General features: G+C 71.8%; 15 protein-coding genes. 10 read left to right on the forward strand and 5 right to left on the reverse strand.

Annotation, left to right across the window (positions count from 1 at the left end; translation table 11 throughout):
- Positions 1-51 precede the first annotated feature (51 nt).
- Positions 52-897, reverse strand: a complete 846-nt coding sequence (locus MFF64_RS06105) for a 23S rRNA (adenine(2030)-N(6))-methyltransferase RlmJ (protein ID WP_099908052.1) — start codon at positions 895-897, stop codon at positions 52-54.
- A gap of 97 nt (positions 898-994) precedes the next feature.
- On the opposite strand from MFF64_RS06105, the gene MFF64_RS38005 reads away from it, so the two are divergent.
- Positions 995-1165 carry a nucleotidyltransferase family protein gene (locus tag MFF64_RS38005; RefSeq protein WP_309296443.1) on the forward strand — a complete coding sequence of 57 codons (171 nt, stop codon included), beginning with the start codon at positions 995-997 and terminating at the stop codon, positions 1163-1165.
- A 107-nt stretch (positions 1166-1272) separates the two neighbouring features.
- Positions 1273-1623, forward strand: coding sequence for a HepT-like ribonuclease domain-containing protein (locus MFF64_RS06115; protein ID WP_099908054.1), 351 nt, complete (start codon positions 1273-1275; stop codon positions 1621-1623).
- Between the two features lie 4 nt (positions 1624-1627).
- Here the strand turns inward: MFF64_RS06115 and MFF64_RS06120 are convergent, their stop codons facing one another.
- Both MFF64_RS06120 and MFF64_RS06125 read right to left on the reverse strand, forming a co-directional pair.
- A complete protein-coding gene (locus tag MFF64_RS06120) occupies positions 1628-2281 on the reverse strand; it encodes a ribonuclease T2 family protein (RefSeq protein ID WP_099908056.1) in 654 nt (217 codons plus the stop codon).
- Positions 2281-2754, reverse strand: a complete 474-nt coding sequence (locus MFF64_RS06125) for a hypothetical protein (RefSeq protein WP_099908058.1) — start codon at positions 2752-2754, stop codon at positions 2281-2283. The genes MFF64_RS06120 and MFF64_RS06125 overlap by 1 nt, the downstream gene beginning before the upstream one ends.
- A gap of 305 nt (positions 2755-3059) precedes the next feature.
- Between MFF64_RS06125 and polA the strand changes: the two genes are divergently transcribed.
- A complete protein-coding gene (gene polA, locus MFF64_RS06130) occupies positions 3060-6122 on the forward strand; it encodes a DNA polymerase I (RefSeq protein ID WP_099908060.1) in 3063 nt (1020 codons plus the stop codon).
- A 104-nt stretch (positions 6123-6226) separates the two neighbouring features.
- Here the strand turns inward: polA and MFF64_RS06135 are convergent, their stop codons facing one another.
- Complete coding sequence (locus tag MFF64_RS06135; RefSeq protein WP_099908062.1) at positions 6227-8110, reverse strand: sigma-54-dependent Fis family transcriptional regulator; 1884 nt, start codon at positions 8108-8110, stop codon at positions 6227-6229.
- A 271-nt stretch (positions 8111-8381) separates the two neighbouring features.
- Here MFF64_RS06135 and adh point away from each other — a divergent pair, with 271 nt between their 5' ends.
- The 4 genes from adh (at position 8382) to MFF64_RS06155 (ending at position 12133) form a co-directional block, all read left to right on the forward strand.
- On the forward strand, positions 8382-9905 hold the full coding sequence (adh, locus tag MFF64_RS06140; RefSeq protein WP_099908064.1) for an aldehyde dehydrogenase: 1524 nt from the start codon (positions 8382-8384) through the stop codon (positions 9903-9905).
- Positions 9906-9958: 53 nt separating this feature from the next.
- A complete protein-coding gene (locus tag MFF64_RS06145; RefSeq protein WP_099908065.1) occupies positions 9959-10324 on the forward strand; it encodes a DUF779 domain-containing protein in 366 nt (121 codons plus the stop codon).
- A gap of 97 nt (positions 10325-10421) precedes the next feature.
- Positions 10422-10901: a cyclic pyranopterin monophosphate synthase MoaC gene (moaC, locus tag MFF64_RS06150; RefSeq protein WP_099908067.1), complete on the forward strand. Its 480-nt coding sequence runs from the start codon at positions 10422-10424 to the stop codon at positions 10899-10901.
- On the forward strand, positions 10898-12133 hold the full coding sequence (locus MFF64_RS06155) for a molybdopterin molybdotransferase MoeA (protein WP_238190071.1): 1236 nt from the start codon (positions 10898-10900) through the stop codon (positions 12131-12133). The genes moaC and MFF64_RS06155 overlap by 4 nt, the downstream gene beginning before the upstream one ends.
- A 134-nt stretch (positions 12134-12267) precedes the next feature.
- On the opposite strand, the gene MFF64_RS06160 is transcribed toward MFF64_RS06155, so the two are convergent.
- Positions 12268-12555, reverse strand: coding sequence for a hypothetical protein (locus MFF64_RS06160; RefSeq protein ID WP_099906993.1), 288 nt, complete (start codon positions 12553-12555; stop codon positions 12268-12270).
- 456 nt (positions 12556-13011) lie between these two features.
- Here MFF64_RS06160 and MFF64_RS06165 point away from each other — a divergent pair, with 456 nt between their 5' ends.
- The 3 genes from MFF64_RS06165 to MFF64_RS06175 all read left to right on the forward strand — a co-directional run bounded on the left by MFF64_RS06165 (position 13012) and on the right by MFF64_RS06175 (position 14300).
- Positions 13012-13341, forward strand: a complete 330-nt coding sequence (locus MFF64_RS06165) for a NepR family anti-sigma factor (protein ID WP_099906995.1) — start codon at positions 13012-13014, stop codon at positions 13339-13341.
- Positions 13342-13361: 20 nt separating this feature from the next.
- Positions 13362-13907, forward strand: coding sequence for a sigma-70 family RNA polymerase sigma factor (locus MFF64_RS06170; protein ID WP_099907009.1), 546 nt, complete (start codon positions 13362-13364; stop codon positions 13905-13907).
- Between the two features lie 156 nt (positions 13908-14063).
- Positions 14064-14300, forward strand: a complete 237-nt coding sequence (locus tag MFF64_RS06175; RefSeq protein WP_133123682.1) for a hypothetical protein — start codon at positions 14064-14066, stop codon at positions 14298-14300.
- The last annotated feature ends 35 nt before the right edge of the window (positions 14301-14335 follow it).

The following is a 14335-nucleotide window of genomic DNA, read 5'->3' on the forward strand; positions in this document are numbered from 1 at the left end:
CACAAGCGGCGCCACTCGCTCAAGCCGCTGCTGGTGGCGCTGCGCTGAACCTCAGGCCGGTGGCCCGAGGGCTGCGCAGCGGAAGGCGCCGTAGCCTCCTTGGGCCAGGCGCTCGGCCAGAGCCGGCAGGACGGCGTCAGCCTCCTCGCGCAGGGTCCAGGGCGGGTTGACCACGATGAGCCCGCTGCCGCTCAGGCGCGTCGGGTCGGGCCGGTGGATCAGGAGGTCGAGGCGCAGGGCCGGGCGGGGGAGGGCGGCGTCGAGGGTCGCGGCGAGGCGGTCGATCGCTGCTGCGTCCTTGATCGGGTACCAGGCGAGGTAGGTGCCGGTCGCCCACTTGCCCACCGCCTTCAGCAATTCGCGGCCCAGTCGGTCGATCTCGCCCGGCACCTCGTAGGGCGGGTCGATCAGCACCAGGCCGCGGCGCTCCTTCGGGGGGATCAGGGCGGGGAGCGCGGTCCAGCCGTCGAGGGCCAGCACCTTGGTGCGCGAATCCTGGTTGTAGCGGGCATGCAGCACCGCGCCGTCGGCTGGGTGCAGCTCGACGAACACGCCCTGGTCGCCGGGGCGCAGGAATTCGCGAATCAGCGCCGGCGAGCCGGGATAGACCGTCGCGCCGTGGCGCGCCCGCACCGCCGTTACCGCGTCGCGGTAGGGGGCGAGCAGGGCCTCGACGGCGTTGGGGAAGGGCGCGTCGAGCCGGCCGATGCCGTCGTGCCACTCGCCGGTGCGCCCGGCCTCGTCGGCGGTGAGGTCGTAGAAGCCGAGGCCCGCATGGGTGTCGATCGCCCGGAACGGCGTCGCCTTGCGCTGGAGATGCGCCAGCACCCGGGTCAGCACCCAGTGCTTGAGCACGTCGGCGTGGTTGCCGGCGTGGAAGGCGTGGCGGTAATTCACGGGTCGCTGGTCCTCGTCTCGCCGTCCCACGTAAGAATCGGCGCGCGATGCCCTATCATCATCGCATGCGCCGCGACGAGGTCGTTGTCGCGAGATCTTGGCCCGCCTGAAATCCGCCGAGCCCGCCCTGCGCGCGAGCGGCGTCGCCGCGCTCTACCTGTTCGGCTCCCACGCCCGGGACGAGGCCCGGGACGATTCGGACATCGACGTGTTCGTCGATCCCGCGCCTGGCGTCGCGTTCGGCTTTCTGCCGTTCATGGCGGCTTAAGAGGTGATCGAAGCTGCGGTGGGAGGCCGGGTGGATTACGGCACGCGCAGCGGGCTGCATCCGGTCCTGCGTCCGAAGATCGAGCGGGATGCGGTCAGGGTGTTCCGATGGCCGGCCACTCGCCCCACATCTGGCTGCTCGATATTCGAGGCGAGATCGCCGGCATGCGCGATCTGACCAAAGATGCCACCTTCGAAACATTCGCGGGAAGCCGGGCCATGACGCGAGCCGTGCAGCACGCACTGTTGATCATCGCGGAGGCTGCAAAGCACGTTCCATCCGAACTGAAGGCTTTGGAGTCATCGGTCCCATGGCGACAGATCCATGGACTCGGCAACATGCTCCGCGATGAGTATCGCCGAATCGACCCGGTGGTGCTCTGGTCGGTTGTCACTGAACATCTGGCGCCCCTCGATACCGCTGCTGCGGCGCTTCTCGATCGGGTGCCGGACGAGTGAGACCTCAGCGCCCCGCCCCCACCGTCACCTCCCCGGCGCGGCAGTTCTGGCGCGCCACCTCCGGGCAGGCGGTGAAGCCGCGCAGGTCCTTGGTGAAGCAGATCCGCACCTCCTCGAGCTGCCCCGACCGGCAGGTGACCGACATCATGTCCGGGCGCAGGCCCGGATTGGCGGCGACGAACTGGCGGGCGATGTCGATGGGGGCGGCGCGCAGGTCCTCCCCCGGCTTCGCCAGGGCGGCCGGGATCGTCACCGCCTCGCGGGCCTTGGCGGTCGCGCGGAAATAGGCCGCCGGGTCGAGGCCCGAGCAGGTGCCGTGCCGGCGCCACTCGTGGCGGGCCAGGCCCTCGCTCGGGAAGACGCCCTCGGCCTCTTCCATCGCCGGGCGGCTCGGGCTGCGGGAGAAGGCGCCGCACTCGCTCGGGAAGCCGCGGTCGTATTGCGGCCACAGACCGTGGACCACGAAGCCCGGGTTGCGGCCCGTGTCGCATTGCCGGTCGTTGCGGCGCTCGCCGGTCAGCGCGCAGTAGGTCGGCGACCAGGACAAAGCCAGGACGTAGAAGTCGAACACGCCCGGCTCGCCGCCTCCGCGCCCCTGCGCGGCGGCCGGGCCCGCCAGGGTCGCGAGTGCGAGGAGGGCAGCGGCGAACCGGTTCATCAGGGACGGGCTTCGCGGCAGGACGAGGCCGAGGCGTAGGCGTAGGCGAGGTTGCGGTCGAGGCCATGGACGCAGAACTCGACGCCGTAGGTCGCCCCGATGATGCCGAGGCTCTCGCGCACCGAGTAGTCGACGCGCCGGCGCACCCCGTCCGACGTGGTGGCGACCGCGGTGCAGAAGCGGCGGGGATAGAAGTCGAGGCCCCAGGGCCGCCAGGCAGTGCGCTCGATGCTGTCGTAGGAGGCGATCGTCAGCGTCGAGTTCCAGAACTTCGCCTCCTTCTCGGCGAACTGGTAGGTGATCTTCTCCAGAACCCCCGCATCCTGGCAGCCCGGAATCTGGGCGTCGAACGGGAACTCGCGCTCCTCGGCCGGGGCGATCTCCTGGCGGGCGGAGCGGGCCTGCGCCGCCGACAGGCCGGCGGCGGTGGCGAGGCCCGCGAGGAGGGCGGCGAGAAGGGGTGTCGTGCGCATGGGCCGGTCCTTGGGCCCGGGCGGCGCCCGCCCGAAGGCGGCGTCCTGGTTCCCGGGCGAATGACGGTTGCTCTCTCAAGCCTGACACCAAGCCTCCGCCCGCACCAAGTCAAGCTTCCGGGCTGGTCCGGCGGCGCTTTCGCGGGCGCCTGGTGTGCCGGAGGCACACTCACATCCGTGCATCCGTTCGAGGGGCTCACCTGATCGCCCCCATTCCCCGGGGAGCGCGCCCGCGCCGCGGTTTGCCTCGCCCCGGCGACGCACTAAGACGGGTCTCACCACTGCAGGAACAGACGTCAGCCCGCATGAGCACCGAGACCGCCCCCGAGACGAAGCCCGTCGGCCCCGGCGATCAGGTGCTCCTGGTCGACGGCTCGTCCTTCATCTTCCGGGCCTACTTCCAGTCGATCAACCAGCCCGAGCGCTACAATTTCCGCCCTTCCGACGGGCTGCCGACCGGGGCAGTGCGGCTGTTCTGCGCCAAGCTCGCCCAGTTCGTGCAGGAGGGCGCCGCCGGCGTCATGCCGACCCATCTCGGCATCGTGTTCGACAAGTCCGAGGGCTCGTTCCGGAAGGAGATCTTCCCGGACTACAAGGGCCACCGGCCCGACGCCCCCGACGACCTCAAGCGCCAGATGCCCCTGATGCGCGACGCGGTGCGGGCCTTCGGCCTGCACCCGATCGAGCTGCAGCGCTACGAGGCCGACGACCTGATCGCGACCTATGCCCGCCAGGCGGAAGGCCGGGGGGCGGGCGTCATCATCGTCTCGTCCGACAAGGACCTGATGCAGCTCGTCGGCGACCTCGTGCGGTTCTACGATTTCGAATCGGGCCAGAAGGGCAAGCCGGGCTACCGGCCCGAGCGCAACCTCGACCGGGCGGCGATCGTCGAGCGCTGGGAGGGGCTGGCGCCGGAGCAGATCGGCGACGCGCTCGCGCTGATCGGCGACACCTCCGACAACGTGCCGGGCGTGCCGGGCATCGGGCTCAAGACCGCCGCGGCGCTGATCAAGGAATTCGGCAGCCTGGAGGCGCTGCTGGAGAAGGCCGCCACGATCAAGCAGCCCAAGCGCCGCGAGACCCTGCTCGCCAGCATCGACCAGGCCCGGCTGTCACGCCGCCTCGTCGCCCTCGACGAGCAGGTGCCGGTGCCGGTGCCCCTCGACGACCTTAGGCTTCCGAAGCCCGACCCCGAGCGCCTGGTCGGCTTCCTCAAGGCGATGGAGTTCAACACCCTGACGCGCCGCATCGCCCAGATGCTGCACGTCGATCCCGAGGCGGTGCGCCCCGACCCGGCCCTGCTGCCCGAGGGCGCCGATACCGGCTTCTCGAACACGAAGGGCGGCAGCGACGTGACGCCGTTCTTCGGCGACGCGCCCGATGCCGCACCGGCTGAGACGAAGCCCGAGATCGACCCCTTCGCCGATCTCGATCTGCCGGACGCGCCGCCCAAGCCCAGGGCTCCGGCCGAGGCGACGCCGACGACCCTCGTGGCGGCCCGGGCCGCCGAGGCGGTGAAGCCCTTCGACACCGCGTCCTACGAGACCATCACCACGGTCGAGAGCCTGGAGGCCTGGGTCGCCGAGGCGGTGGAGGCCGGCGTCGTGGCGGTCGATACCGAGACCACGGCGCTGGACGCCAACAAGGCGGACCTCGTCGGCGTGTCGCTCGCCACCGCGCCGGGCCGCGCCGCCTACATCCCGCTCAGCCATCGCGGCGGCGAGGACCTGTTCGGCGGCGGCCTGCTGCCGGGGCAGCTCTCCTGGGAGGCCGTGAAGGAGCGCCTGAAGCCGCTGCTCGAGAACCCGGCGGTGCTGAAGGTCGGCCAGAACATCAAGTACGACTGGCTGGTGCTGGCCCGCCACGGCATCGAGGTCCGGCCCTTCGACGACACGATGCTGATCTCCTACGTGCTCGATGCCGGCAAGGGCTCGCACGGCATGGACGAGCTCGCCCGCCGCCATCTCGGCCACCAGCCGATTACCTTCGCGGACGTCGCCGGGACCGGACGCCAGAAGGTCACCTTCGACCGCGTCGCCCTCGACAAGGCGACGGCCTACGCCGCCGAGGACGCGGACGTGACCCTGCGCCTGTGGCGGCTGATGAAGCCGCGGCTCGCCGCCGAGCGCCGCGCCACCGTCTACGAGACCCTGGAGCGGCCGCTGGTGCCGGTGCTGGCGCGGATGGAGCGCGAGGGCATCAAGGTCGATCGCGGCATGCTGAGCCGGCTCTCGGGCGACTTCGCCCAGTCGCTGGCACGGCTCGAGGACGAGATTCAGGAGATGGCGGGGGAAAAATTCTCCGTCTCGTCGCCGAAGCAGATCGGCGACATCCTGTTCGGCAAGATGGGCCTGCCCGGCGCCAAGAAGACCCCGTCCGGCCAGTGGGCGACGCCCGCGACCCTGCTGGAGGAATTGGCCGGCCAGGGCCACGACCTGCCGCGGCGGATCCTCGAATGGCGCCAGCTCTCGAAGCTGAAATCGACCTACACCGACAGCCTGCAGGAGCATGCCGACCGCGGCACCGACCGGGTCCACACCTCGTTCGCGCTCGCCGCCACCACGACCGGGCGGCTGTCGTCGTCGGACCCGAACCTGCAGAACATCCCGGTCCGCACGGAAGAAGGCCGGCGCATCCGCCAGGCTTTCGTGGCCGATGCCGGGCACAAGCTGATCTCGGCCGATTACAGCCAGATCGAGCTGCGCCTGCTCGCCCACATCGCCGACATCCCGCAGCTGCGCCAGGCCTTCGAGGACGGCATCGACATTCATGCCGCCACCGCCTCGGCGATGTTCGGCGTGCCCCTCGACCAGATGAATCCGGACCTGCGGCGCCGGGCCAAGACCATCAATTTCGGCATCATCTACGGCATCTCGGCCTTCGGCCTCGCCGACCGGCTCGGCATCCCGCAGGGCGAGGCCTCGGCCTTCATCAAGCAGTATTTCGAGCGCTTCCCCGGCATCCGCGCCTATATCGACGACACCAAGAAGATCTGCCGCGACAAGGGCTACGTCACGACGCTGTTCGGCCGGGTCTGCCACTACCCGCAGATCCGCTCCAACAACCCGCAGGAGCGCGCCTCGGTCGAGCGCCAGGCGATCAACGCGCCGATCCAGGGTACCGCGGCCGACATCATCCGCCGGGCGATGGCCCGGATGGAGGGTGCGCTGTCCGAGGCCGGCCTCTCGACCCGGATGCTGCTCCAGGTCCACGACGAGCTGGTGTTCGAGGCGCCCGACGACGAGGTCGAGCGGGCGCTGCCGATCATCGCCCGGGTGATGGAGGAGGCGCCCCATCCGGCGGTGCAGCTCCGGGTTCCGCTCGCCGTCGAGGCCAAGGCGGCGACGAACTGGCAGGAGGCGCATTGAGCGCTCGGTCGCCGGGGCGGAGCGTTCCTCGCGAGCCTCGCCCTGTCGCGGACAAGCCAAGCGTCAGCGGAGGGAAATCTGGGGGCCGGCGGTGAGGCCGCGGGTCAACCCGGCGTCCCCGCCGGCTCCGTCAAGCATCGCCGGTAGAGCGTGCTGCGGCTGATCCCGAGGCTGCGCGCCGCGCGGCTGACATTGCCGCCATGCTCTGCCAGGGCCGCGCGCATCGCCGCGTGGGCCAGGGTATCGAGGCGGCCGGGTGCCGGTGGCCGATGGGGGCTCGGATCGGGGCGGGGGGTGGTTCGGCGTCCGGCCACCCCTTCGGGCAGGTCCTCCGGACCCAGCACCTCCCCGGTCTCGGCGAGCACGGCCAGGGCCTTCAGGCAGGCGGCGAGCTGGCGCAGGTTGCCGGGCCAATCCGCCTCGGCCAGGGCCGCCTCGCAGGAGGGCGACAGGGCGACCCGGCGGGACGGGCCGTCGGACCGGGCCCACAGCGCCCGCACCAGGGCGAGGCGGTCCGGCCGCTCGCGCAAGGCCGGCAGGCGCACCCGGTAGGGAGCGATGCGGTAGTAGAGGTCGGCCCGGAAGGCGCCGTCCTCGACCATGCCGGACAGGTCGCGGTGGGTGGCGCAGATCAGCGCGAAATCGACCGGGACCGGGCAGGTGCCGCCGACCGGCAGCACCTCGCGCTCCTGCAGGGCCCGCAGCAGGCGCGATTGCAGGGCGAGCGGCATGTCGCCGATCTCGTCGAGGAAGAGCAGGCCGCCCTCGGCCTGGCGCAGCAGGCCCTTGGCGCCGTGGCGCGCCGCCCCCGTGAAGGCGCCGGGCTCGTAGCCGAACAGTTCGGCCTCGATCAGCGTCTCAGGGAGCGCCGCGCAGTTCACCGCCACGAAGGGTTTTTGCGACCGCGCGCAGGCCGCGTGGGCGGCACGGGCGAACACCTCCTTGCCGGTGCCGGTCTCGCCCTCGACCACCACCGGGATGCCGGCATCGATCAGGCGCACGGCGCGGGCGAGGAGCTTCTCGGTCGCGGGGTCGAGGATCGGCGCCGCGGGGTTCCGTGCCTCGGGATTCTGCCGCGCCGGCTCGGCTGCCGGCCGGCGCCGGCTCGAGGGCGGCGCCCCCTGGAGGCGGCCATAGAGCGGTGCCCCGCCCGCGTCCCGCAGGGCCAGGGGGCCGGGCGCGGAGCCGCCGCCATGGTCGCCGGCATGCTCGGCCCCGAGATCGCCCCAGCCGAGGCCGAGCAGCGTCAGCCCGTGCCGGTTGGCGCCGACGAGGCGGCGCCCCTCGAAGACCAGGACTCCCTCGCGGGGGGTGCCGAGGAGCCCTGCGTCGCGGTGCAGCCGCAGCACCTCGCAGCCCGGCGGCACCGCCGCGAGCAGGCGGTGCTCGATGGCGGCGACCGCGAGACCGACCAGCCCGAGGGCGTGGCCCTGGTGGATCGCCGCCGGGCCGGTCAGGTCGAGGACGCCCAGCACCGTGCCGTCCGGGCCGAGGATCGGCATGGCGGCGCAGCTCAGGATGCGGTGCGGCTCGAAATAGTGCTCCGCCCCCCGCACCTCGACCGGGCGGCGCTCGACGAGGGCGGTGCCGATGGCGTTGGTACCGGTGAGGCTCTCGCTCCAGGGTACCCCGGGGCGGAGCGCCACCTGTGCGGCGCGGCCGGCGAAGGAATCGCTGCCGAGGGTGTCGAGGATCAGCCCGTCGGCGTCGGTGAGGATCACCAGGCTGCCGGTCGCCTGCGCGTCGGCGTGCAGCGCCTCGATCTCGGGCCGGCAGGTCCGGCGCAGGGCCTCACTGCGGTCGAAGGCGGCGCGCATCTCGGCGGTACTCAGCGGCTCGACCCGGGGCCGCTGCCCGAAATCGAGCCCGAGGGCGGCGCAGCGCTCCCAGGAGCGCAGGATCGGCGGCGGCGGCTCCGCCATCCCCGGCCCGAAGGCCTGCCGCCGGGCGGCCAGCAGGGTGCGGGGCGTGGTCACGCGGTTCTGCATGCGCGGCTCACCTCCCGTGTCGTCGCCGCGTCGGCGGCCTGTCGCTGTTTGCGACAGGTGTCGCAGCTGTCGCGCGCCCGGTCCAGCGCCGCGGCGACCGGGCGGGTCCGGATTTTGGTCGAAGGGCGCGCCGGGCGAGCGAGAAAGATCAATCCGACCAACGCCTTGCCGATGGATGGACGACTCGGGCCGGCGGTCGGGGTTCGGCTGGCACGCCCGCTGCCGGGTGATCTCCCGCCACGCCCCGTCACGGGGCGAAAGGGAGGAACAGATGAACAAGCCGGAACTCTTCGCCGATGCCAGGACGACCTCGCCGTTCTCGGCGCGCTACGACAACTTCATCGGCGGCCAGTGGGTCGCCCCGGTGGCGGGCCGCTACTTCGAGAACACCTCGCCGATCACCGGCGGCGTGATCTGCGAGGTGGCCCGCTCGGACGCGCAGGACATCGAGCGGGCGCTCGATGCCGCCCACGCCGCCAAGGAGGCCTGGGGCCGCACGGCGCCTGCCGAGCGCGCCCGCATCCTCCTCAAGATCGCCGACCGAATGGAGGACAACCTCGACCTGATCGCCCGGGCCGAGACCTGGGACAACGGCAAGCCGATCCGCGAGACCACCCACGCCGACATCCCGCTCGCCATCGACCACTTCCGCTATTTCGCCGGCTGCGTCCGGGCGCAGGAGGGCTCCCTCTCCGAGATCGACCACGACACCGTGGCGTACCACTTCCACGAGCCCCTCGGCGTCGTTGGTCAGATCATCCCGTGGAACTTCCCGATCCTGATGGCGGTCTGGAAGCTCGCTCCGGCCCTCGCCGCCGGCAATTGCGTGGTGCTCAAGCCCGCCGAGCAGACCCCGGCCTCGGTGCTGCTGCTCGCCGAGCTGATCGGCGACCTCCTGCCGCCGGGCGTCCTCAACATCGTCAACGGCTTCGGGCTGGAGGCCGGCAAGCCGCTCGCCTCCTCGGCCCGCATCGCCAAGATCGCCTTCACGGGCGAGACGACGACCGGCCGCCTCATCATGCAATACGCCTCGCAGAACCTGATTCCGGTGACGCTGGAGCTCGGCGGCAAGTCGCCAAACATCTTCTTCTCGGACGTGGCTGCCGAGGACGACGACTTCCTCGACAAGGCGCTCGAGGGCTTCACGATGTTCGCCCTCAACCAGGGCGAGGTCTGCACCTGCCCGAGCCGGGCGCTGGTCCACGAATCGATCTACGACCGCTTCATGGAGCGGGCGATCAAGCGGGTCGAGGCGATCACCCAGGGCTCGCCGCTCGACCCCGCGACGATGATCGGCGCCCAGGCCTCCTCCGAGCAGCTGGAGAAGATCCTGAGCTACGTCGATATCGGCAAGCAGGAGGGCGCCGAATGCCTCACGGGCGGCGAGCGCAACGTGAAGGACGGCGAGTTCGCCGGCGGCTACTACATGAAGCCGACGGTGTTCCGCGGTCACAACCGGATGCGGATCTTCCAGGAGGAGATTTTCGGGCCCGTCCTGTCGGTCACGACCTTCAAGGACGACGCCGAGGCGCTGGCCATCGCCAACGACACCCTCTACGGCCTCGGCGCCGGGGTGTGGACCCGCGACGGCACCCGCGCCTACCGCTTCGGCCGGGCGATCCAGGCCGGCCGCGTCTGGACCAACTGCTACCACGCCTACCCGGCGCATGCGGCCTTCGGCGGCTACAAGCAATCCGGCATCGGCCGCGAGACGCACAAGATGATGCTCGACCACTACCAGCAGACCAAGAACCTGCTGGTCAGCTACTCGCCGAAGAAGCTCGGGTTCTTCTGAGGTTCGGGAGGCGGCGGGGCGCTCGCCCCGCCGCCTCGACGAGGACGCTCCGCATGACCATGTCCCCACCCCGCGTCGTCGCCACCCCGGCGGCCCTCGACCTGATCGCGGCGCTCCGCCTTGAGCACGGCGCGATCCTGTTCCACCAATCCGGCGGCTGCTGCGACGGCTCGGCGCCAATGTGCTTTGCCGTCGGCGATTTCATGATCGGCGACGGCGACGTGCATCTGGGCGCGATCGGCGGGGCCGATTTCTACATCAGCGGGCCGCAATATGCGGTCTGGAAGCACACTCAGCTCATCATCGACGTGGTGCCGGGCCGCGGCGGCATGTTCTCGCTGGAGAACGGTTCCGGGCAACGCTTCCTCCTGCGCTCCCGGGTGTTCGACGAGGCCGAGAGCGCGGCCCTGACTCCCTGACGACGCGGGATGCTCGGCGAGGCCGTGGCGGGGCCGGCGGCCGGCGTGCTAAGCGCGGACACGTTCAGCGCGGACCCCGTGCACCTGGAGCCAGGCCATGCCGACCCTGACCCATCTCGACGCCGCCGGCGCCGCCAACATGGTCGACGTCACCGACAAGGCCGCGACCGATCGCGCCGCCCGCGCCGAGGGCCTGGTGGCGATGAACCCTGAGACCCTGCGGCTGATCCGGGAGGGCGACGCCAAGAAGGGCGACGTGCTCGGCACCGCGCGGCTCGCCGGCATCATGGCGGCCAAGCGCACCCACGAGCTGATCCCGCTCTGCCACCCGCTGCTTCTCACGAAGGTGAGGGTCGAGTGCGAGCTGGACGAGGCGCTGCCGGGCATCCGCGTCACCGCGGAAGTGCGGGTGCAGGGCCCGACCGGGGTCGAGATGGAGGCGCTGACCGCCGTCTCGGTCGCCTGCCTCACCGTCTACGACATGGTCAAGGCGGCCGACCGGGGCATGCGGGTCGAGGGCGTGCGGCTGCTTCACAAGAGCGGCGGCCGCTCGGGGGTCTGGGAGGCCGGCGCGTGAGCCCGCTCCTTCCCGTCGCCGAGGCGCTGGCGCGCATCCTCGCCGGTGTTCACCCGGTCGAGGCCGAATCCGTCGCGATCACCGCTGCCGCCGGCCGCACCCTGGCCGAGGATGTGCGGGCGTTGCGCACCCAGCCGCCCTTCGCGACCTCGGCCATGGACGGCTACGCCGTGCGCGCCGCCGACGTCGCCGGGGCCTCACCCGAGGCGCCGGTGCGCCTCGCGGTCACCGCCACCAGCGCTGCCGGCCACGGCGCCCGCGGGCCAGTGGGCCCGGGTGAGGCGATCCGCATCTTCACCGGCGCGCCGCTGCCGGACGGCGCCGACACGGTGGTGATCCAGGAGGACACCGAAGCGGAGGGCGACACGGTGCTCGCCCGCGCCGGCAACCCGGCGGGGCGTCACATCCGCGGCAGCGGACTCGATTTTCGCGAAGGCGACCGGCTGCTCGGCGCCGGCGAACGCCTCGACGGCTGGCGCGTCGCGCTCGCCGCCGCGGGCGGGCATCCGACCTTGAGCGTCCGGCGCCGGCCCCGCGTCGCGGTGCTCGCTACTGGCGACGAGCTGGTGCGGCCGGGCGAGCCGGCGGAATGGGACCAGATCGTCGCCTCGAACGGTCTGGCGCTGGCCGCCATGGCGGAGGCGGCCGGGGCGGAGGCGATCGACCTCGGCATCGCCGGCGACACCTTCGCCGATCTGGAAGGTGCGATCACCCACGCCCGCGACGCGAAGGCCGACCTTCTCGTCACGCTCGGCGGCGCCTCGGTCGGCGACCACGACCTCGTCCAGTCGGCGCTCACCCGGCAGGGGCTCGATCTCGGCTTCTGGCGCGTGGCGCTCAGGCCCGGCAAGCCGCTGATGCACGGCCGCCTCGGCGCGATGGCGGTTCTGGGGCTGCCCGGCAACCCGGTCTCGTCGGTGGTGTGCGGGCTGCTCTTCGTCCACCCGCTGATCCGGGCGCTGCTGGGCGATCCGGAGGCCGGGGCCGACCACAGCGAGCCGGCCCTCCTCGGGCGCGATCTGCCGGCCAATGACGGCCGCCAGGACTACATGCGGGCCGCCCTCGACACCGCGCCGGACCGGCTGCCGGTGGTCCACCCGGCCGCGCGCCAGGATTCCTCGATGCTCTCGGTGCTTGCCCGCTCCGAGGCGCTGCTGATCCGCGCGCCGCACGCGCCGGCGGCCCGGGCCGGCGATCCCTGCCGCATCCTGCGGCTCGATCGGGGGTTCTGAGCAGGTTTCGCGAAAGCGGTGGCCGGTTCTGCGACAAGAACCTGCGACACGACGATGAACGAAGCGGACGGAGCGTCGGTCTGCCCACGCGGACTCCGCCGGGAGGCGGGGGGACCTCGCGTCCCCCGTCGCACTTACTGCTCGTCGGGACCCTTGGTCCCGCCGGTCTTGCGGTCGTAGGCGGTGATCGCCGCCCGGCACTGGGGCGAGAGCTTGGCCCGGTTGCGCGCGAAGCAGCGCTCCACCTCCGGGCTGTCCGGGTCGGCTCCGGCGCAGAGCTTGAAGTAGTCGCCGGCACAGTTCATCTGCAGGCCCTGATCGTCCCGCTGGGCGAGGGCCGGCGTCACCGCCAAGGGGGTCAGGGCCAGAAGCGTCAGGAAGGCCGCAGTGGCGGCGGGCGCACGAAGCGACTTCGGGTTCAAGGTGTCATCCCCGCTGGAGAATCGGCAAGCCCCTAGGGTAGGTGCCCCGGGCCGCTGGACAAGCGCGGCCAGGTCACACTTGCGCGGCGATGCGCGCCTGAGCCCGCGGTGACCTGTTCGGGCTTGCTTCCGCGCCAGCGGGTCGGTCCGCCCGGAATGCCGCATTCTGAGAGGCGCGGACCTGCGCAAGGGCGCTCCCTCCGGTCGCAGATCCCAGCCGTATCGTTGTCATGCCCCGGACTTGAATTTCTTGTGATCCGACAGACAAGCTGGCGCTATACCGCCAAGCTTGGATTAAGGTTCGCTGAATATCGTTTTCAGATCGCATTAAAATCCACGGCTTTATTGCGGCGCCGAACGAAGCATGTGGCGGCTCACGATCGGCGCGCCGTGGTTCCGGCAGGCATCCCGCCTCGCCCGCGACCCGGCCCCGGCAGCCGCGAGGCTCAGGCGGCGATGCGCGACGACGAGACCGACACCGACGCTCCGGCCGGGCCGGAGCCGCGATCCCGGGGGCGGCCGGGTCAAGGGCAGGGCAGGGGGCAAGGCAAGGGGCAAGGCAAGGGGCCGGCGGAGCTCGACGCCGTCACTCGGCGCCGGCTCGGCCGTGCCCTGCGCGCCCACTACGCCGACCTCCTGAACGCTCCCGTGCCGGACCGCTTCGCGGCGCTCATCGCCGGGCTCGATGCTGGCACCTTGGCCGGCACCCCGCCGGCGGCCGCGCTGCCGGTCTCGCCTGCAGCCGAGCCTGCGGCCGACGAGTCCGGGCAGGAGGACGCGCGATGAACTCCGCCAAGATGTCCACGATGACGTCCGTCGATCCCGAGATGCGAGCGCTGCTGCTCGGGGCGATCCCGGCGTTACGCGCCTTCGCGTTCTCGCTGACCCGCGACCTCGACCGCAGCGACGACCTCGTGCAGGAGACCCTGGTTCGGGCCTGGACCAAGGCCGACAGCTTCACCCCCGGCACCAACCTCTATGCCTGGCTGTTCACCATCCTGCGGAACCTGTTCTACTCCGAGCAGCGCAAGCGCCGGCGCGAGGTCGAGGATGCCGACGGGGTGATGGCGGGACGCCTGACGGCCCTGCCGGACCAGGAGGCGCGGGTCGAGCTCTCGGCCTTCCAGGCGGCTCTGAGCACCCTGCCGGCGAACCAGCGCGAGGCGCTGGTGCTGGTAGGGGCGCAGAACTTCACCTACGAGGAGGCGGCCGAGATCTGCGGCGTCGCCGTCGGCACGATCAAGAGCCGGGTCAGCCGGGCGCGGGGCCGGCTGATCGAGCTGCTCGGCATGACCGGCCCCGACGACATCGGCAGCGACGGCATGACCCTGGCGGCCATGGGTCATCCGTGACCGAGTCGTCCGTCGCGTCCGCGGCCCGCGCTTGATGGCGCGGGTCGCCGCACCCCCGGAACGGTTTTCCGGCCTGCGCGGTTTCGATGACCCCGCGGCAGGCCGGCGGCGGCATCCGCCGGTGCCTGCGGCGCTGCTCGATCCGTGGAGTTGTCGATGCCTCGCCCCTACGAAGCCGTCGCGGACGCGGTCCGCACCGCCCGCGCCATCGTGATGCAGGAGGGCTCGGCGCTCGCCGCGGCCGCGCGAACCGGGAACGACGCCGCGCTCGACGCGGCGAGCTGCGATCTCGTCAGCCGGATCGCCCAGGCGATCCTCGACGCCGAGAACGACGCCATGGCTCGCACGCTCGTGGCCGCCGAGTCCCATCCGATGAACCGCTTGAGTGCTTGAGCGACCGAGGTCGCGGGGTTCGGCCGGCTGATCCG

Source organism: Methylobacterium frigidaeris (assembly GCF_022179185.1).
In the GTDB taxonomy this organism is placed as follows: domain Bacteria; phylum Pseudomonadota; class Alphaproteobacteria; order Rhizobiales; family Beijerinckiaceae; genus Methylobacterium; species Methylobacterium frigidaeris.

What these genes read in the sequence shown, in the direction of transcription:
- MFF64_RS06115 (WP_099908054.1), top strand. Translation starts at nt 1,273, where the DNA reads ATGGCCGGCCACTCGCCCCACATCTGGCTGCTCGATATTCGAGGCGAG.
- MFF64_RS06120 (WP_099908056.1), bottom strand. Translation starts at nt 2,281, where the DNA reads ATGAACCGGTTCGCCGCTGCCCTCCTCGCACTCGCGACCCTGGCGGGC.
- MFF64_RS06125 (WP_099908058.1), bottom strand. Translation starts at nt 2,754, where the DNA reads ATGCGCACGACACCCCTTCTCGCCGCCCTCCTCGCGGGCCTCGCCACC.
- polA (WP_099908060.1), top strand. Translation starts at nt 3,060, where the DNA reads ATGAGCACCGAGACCGCCCCCGAGACGAAGCCCGTCGGCCCCGGCGAT.
- MFF64_RS06135 (WP_099908062.1), bottom strand. Translation starts at nt 8,110, where the DNA reads ATGCAGAACCGCGTGACCACGCCCCGCACCCTGCTGGCCGCCCGGCGG.
- adh (WP_099908064.1), top strand. Translation starts at nt 8,382, where the DNA reads ATGAACAAGCCGGAACTCTTCGCCGATGCCAGGACGACCTCGCCGTTC.
- MFF64_RS06145 (WP_099908065.1), top strand. Translation starts at nt 9,959, where the DNA reads ATGACCATGTCCCCACCCCGCGTCGTCGCCACCCCGGCGGCCCTCGAC.
- moaC (WP_099908067.1), top strand. Translation starts at nt 10,422, where the DNA reads ATGCCGACCCTGACCCATCTCGACGCCGCCGGCGCCGCCAACATGGTC.
- MFF64_RS06165 (WP_099906995.1), top strand. Translation starts at nt 13,012, where the DNA reads ATGCGCGACGACGAGACCGACACCGACGCTCCGGCCGGGCCGGAGCCG.
- MFF64_RS06170 (WP_099907009.1), top strand. Translation starts at nt 13,362, where the DNA reads ATGACGTCCGTCGATCCCGAGATGCGAGCGCTGCTGCTCGGGGCGATC.
- MFF64_RS06175 (WP_133123682.1), top strand. Translation starts at nt 14,064, where the DNA reads ATGCCTCGCCCCTACGAAGCCGTCGCGGACGCGGTCCGCACCGCCCGC.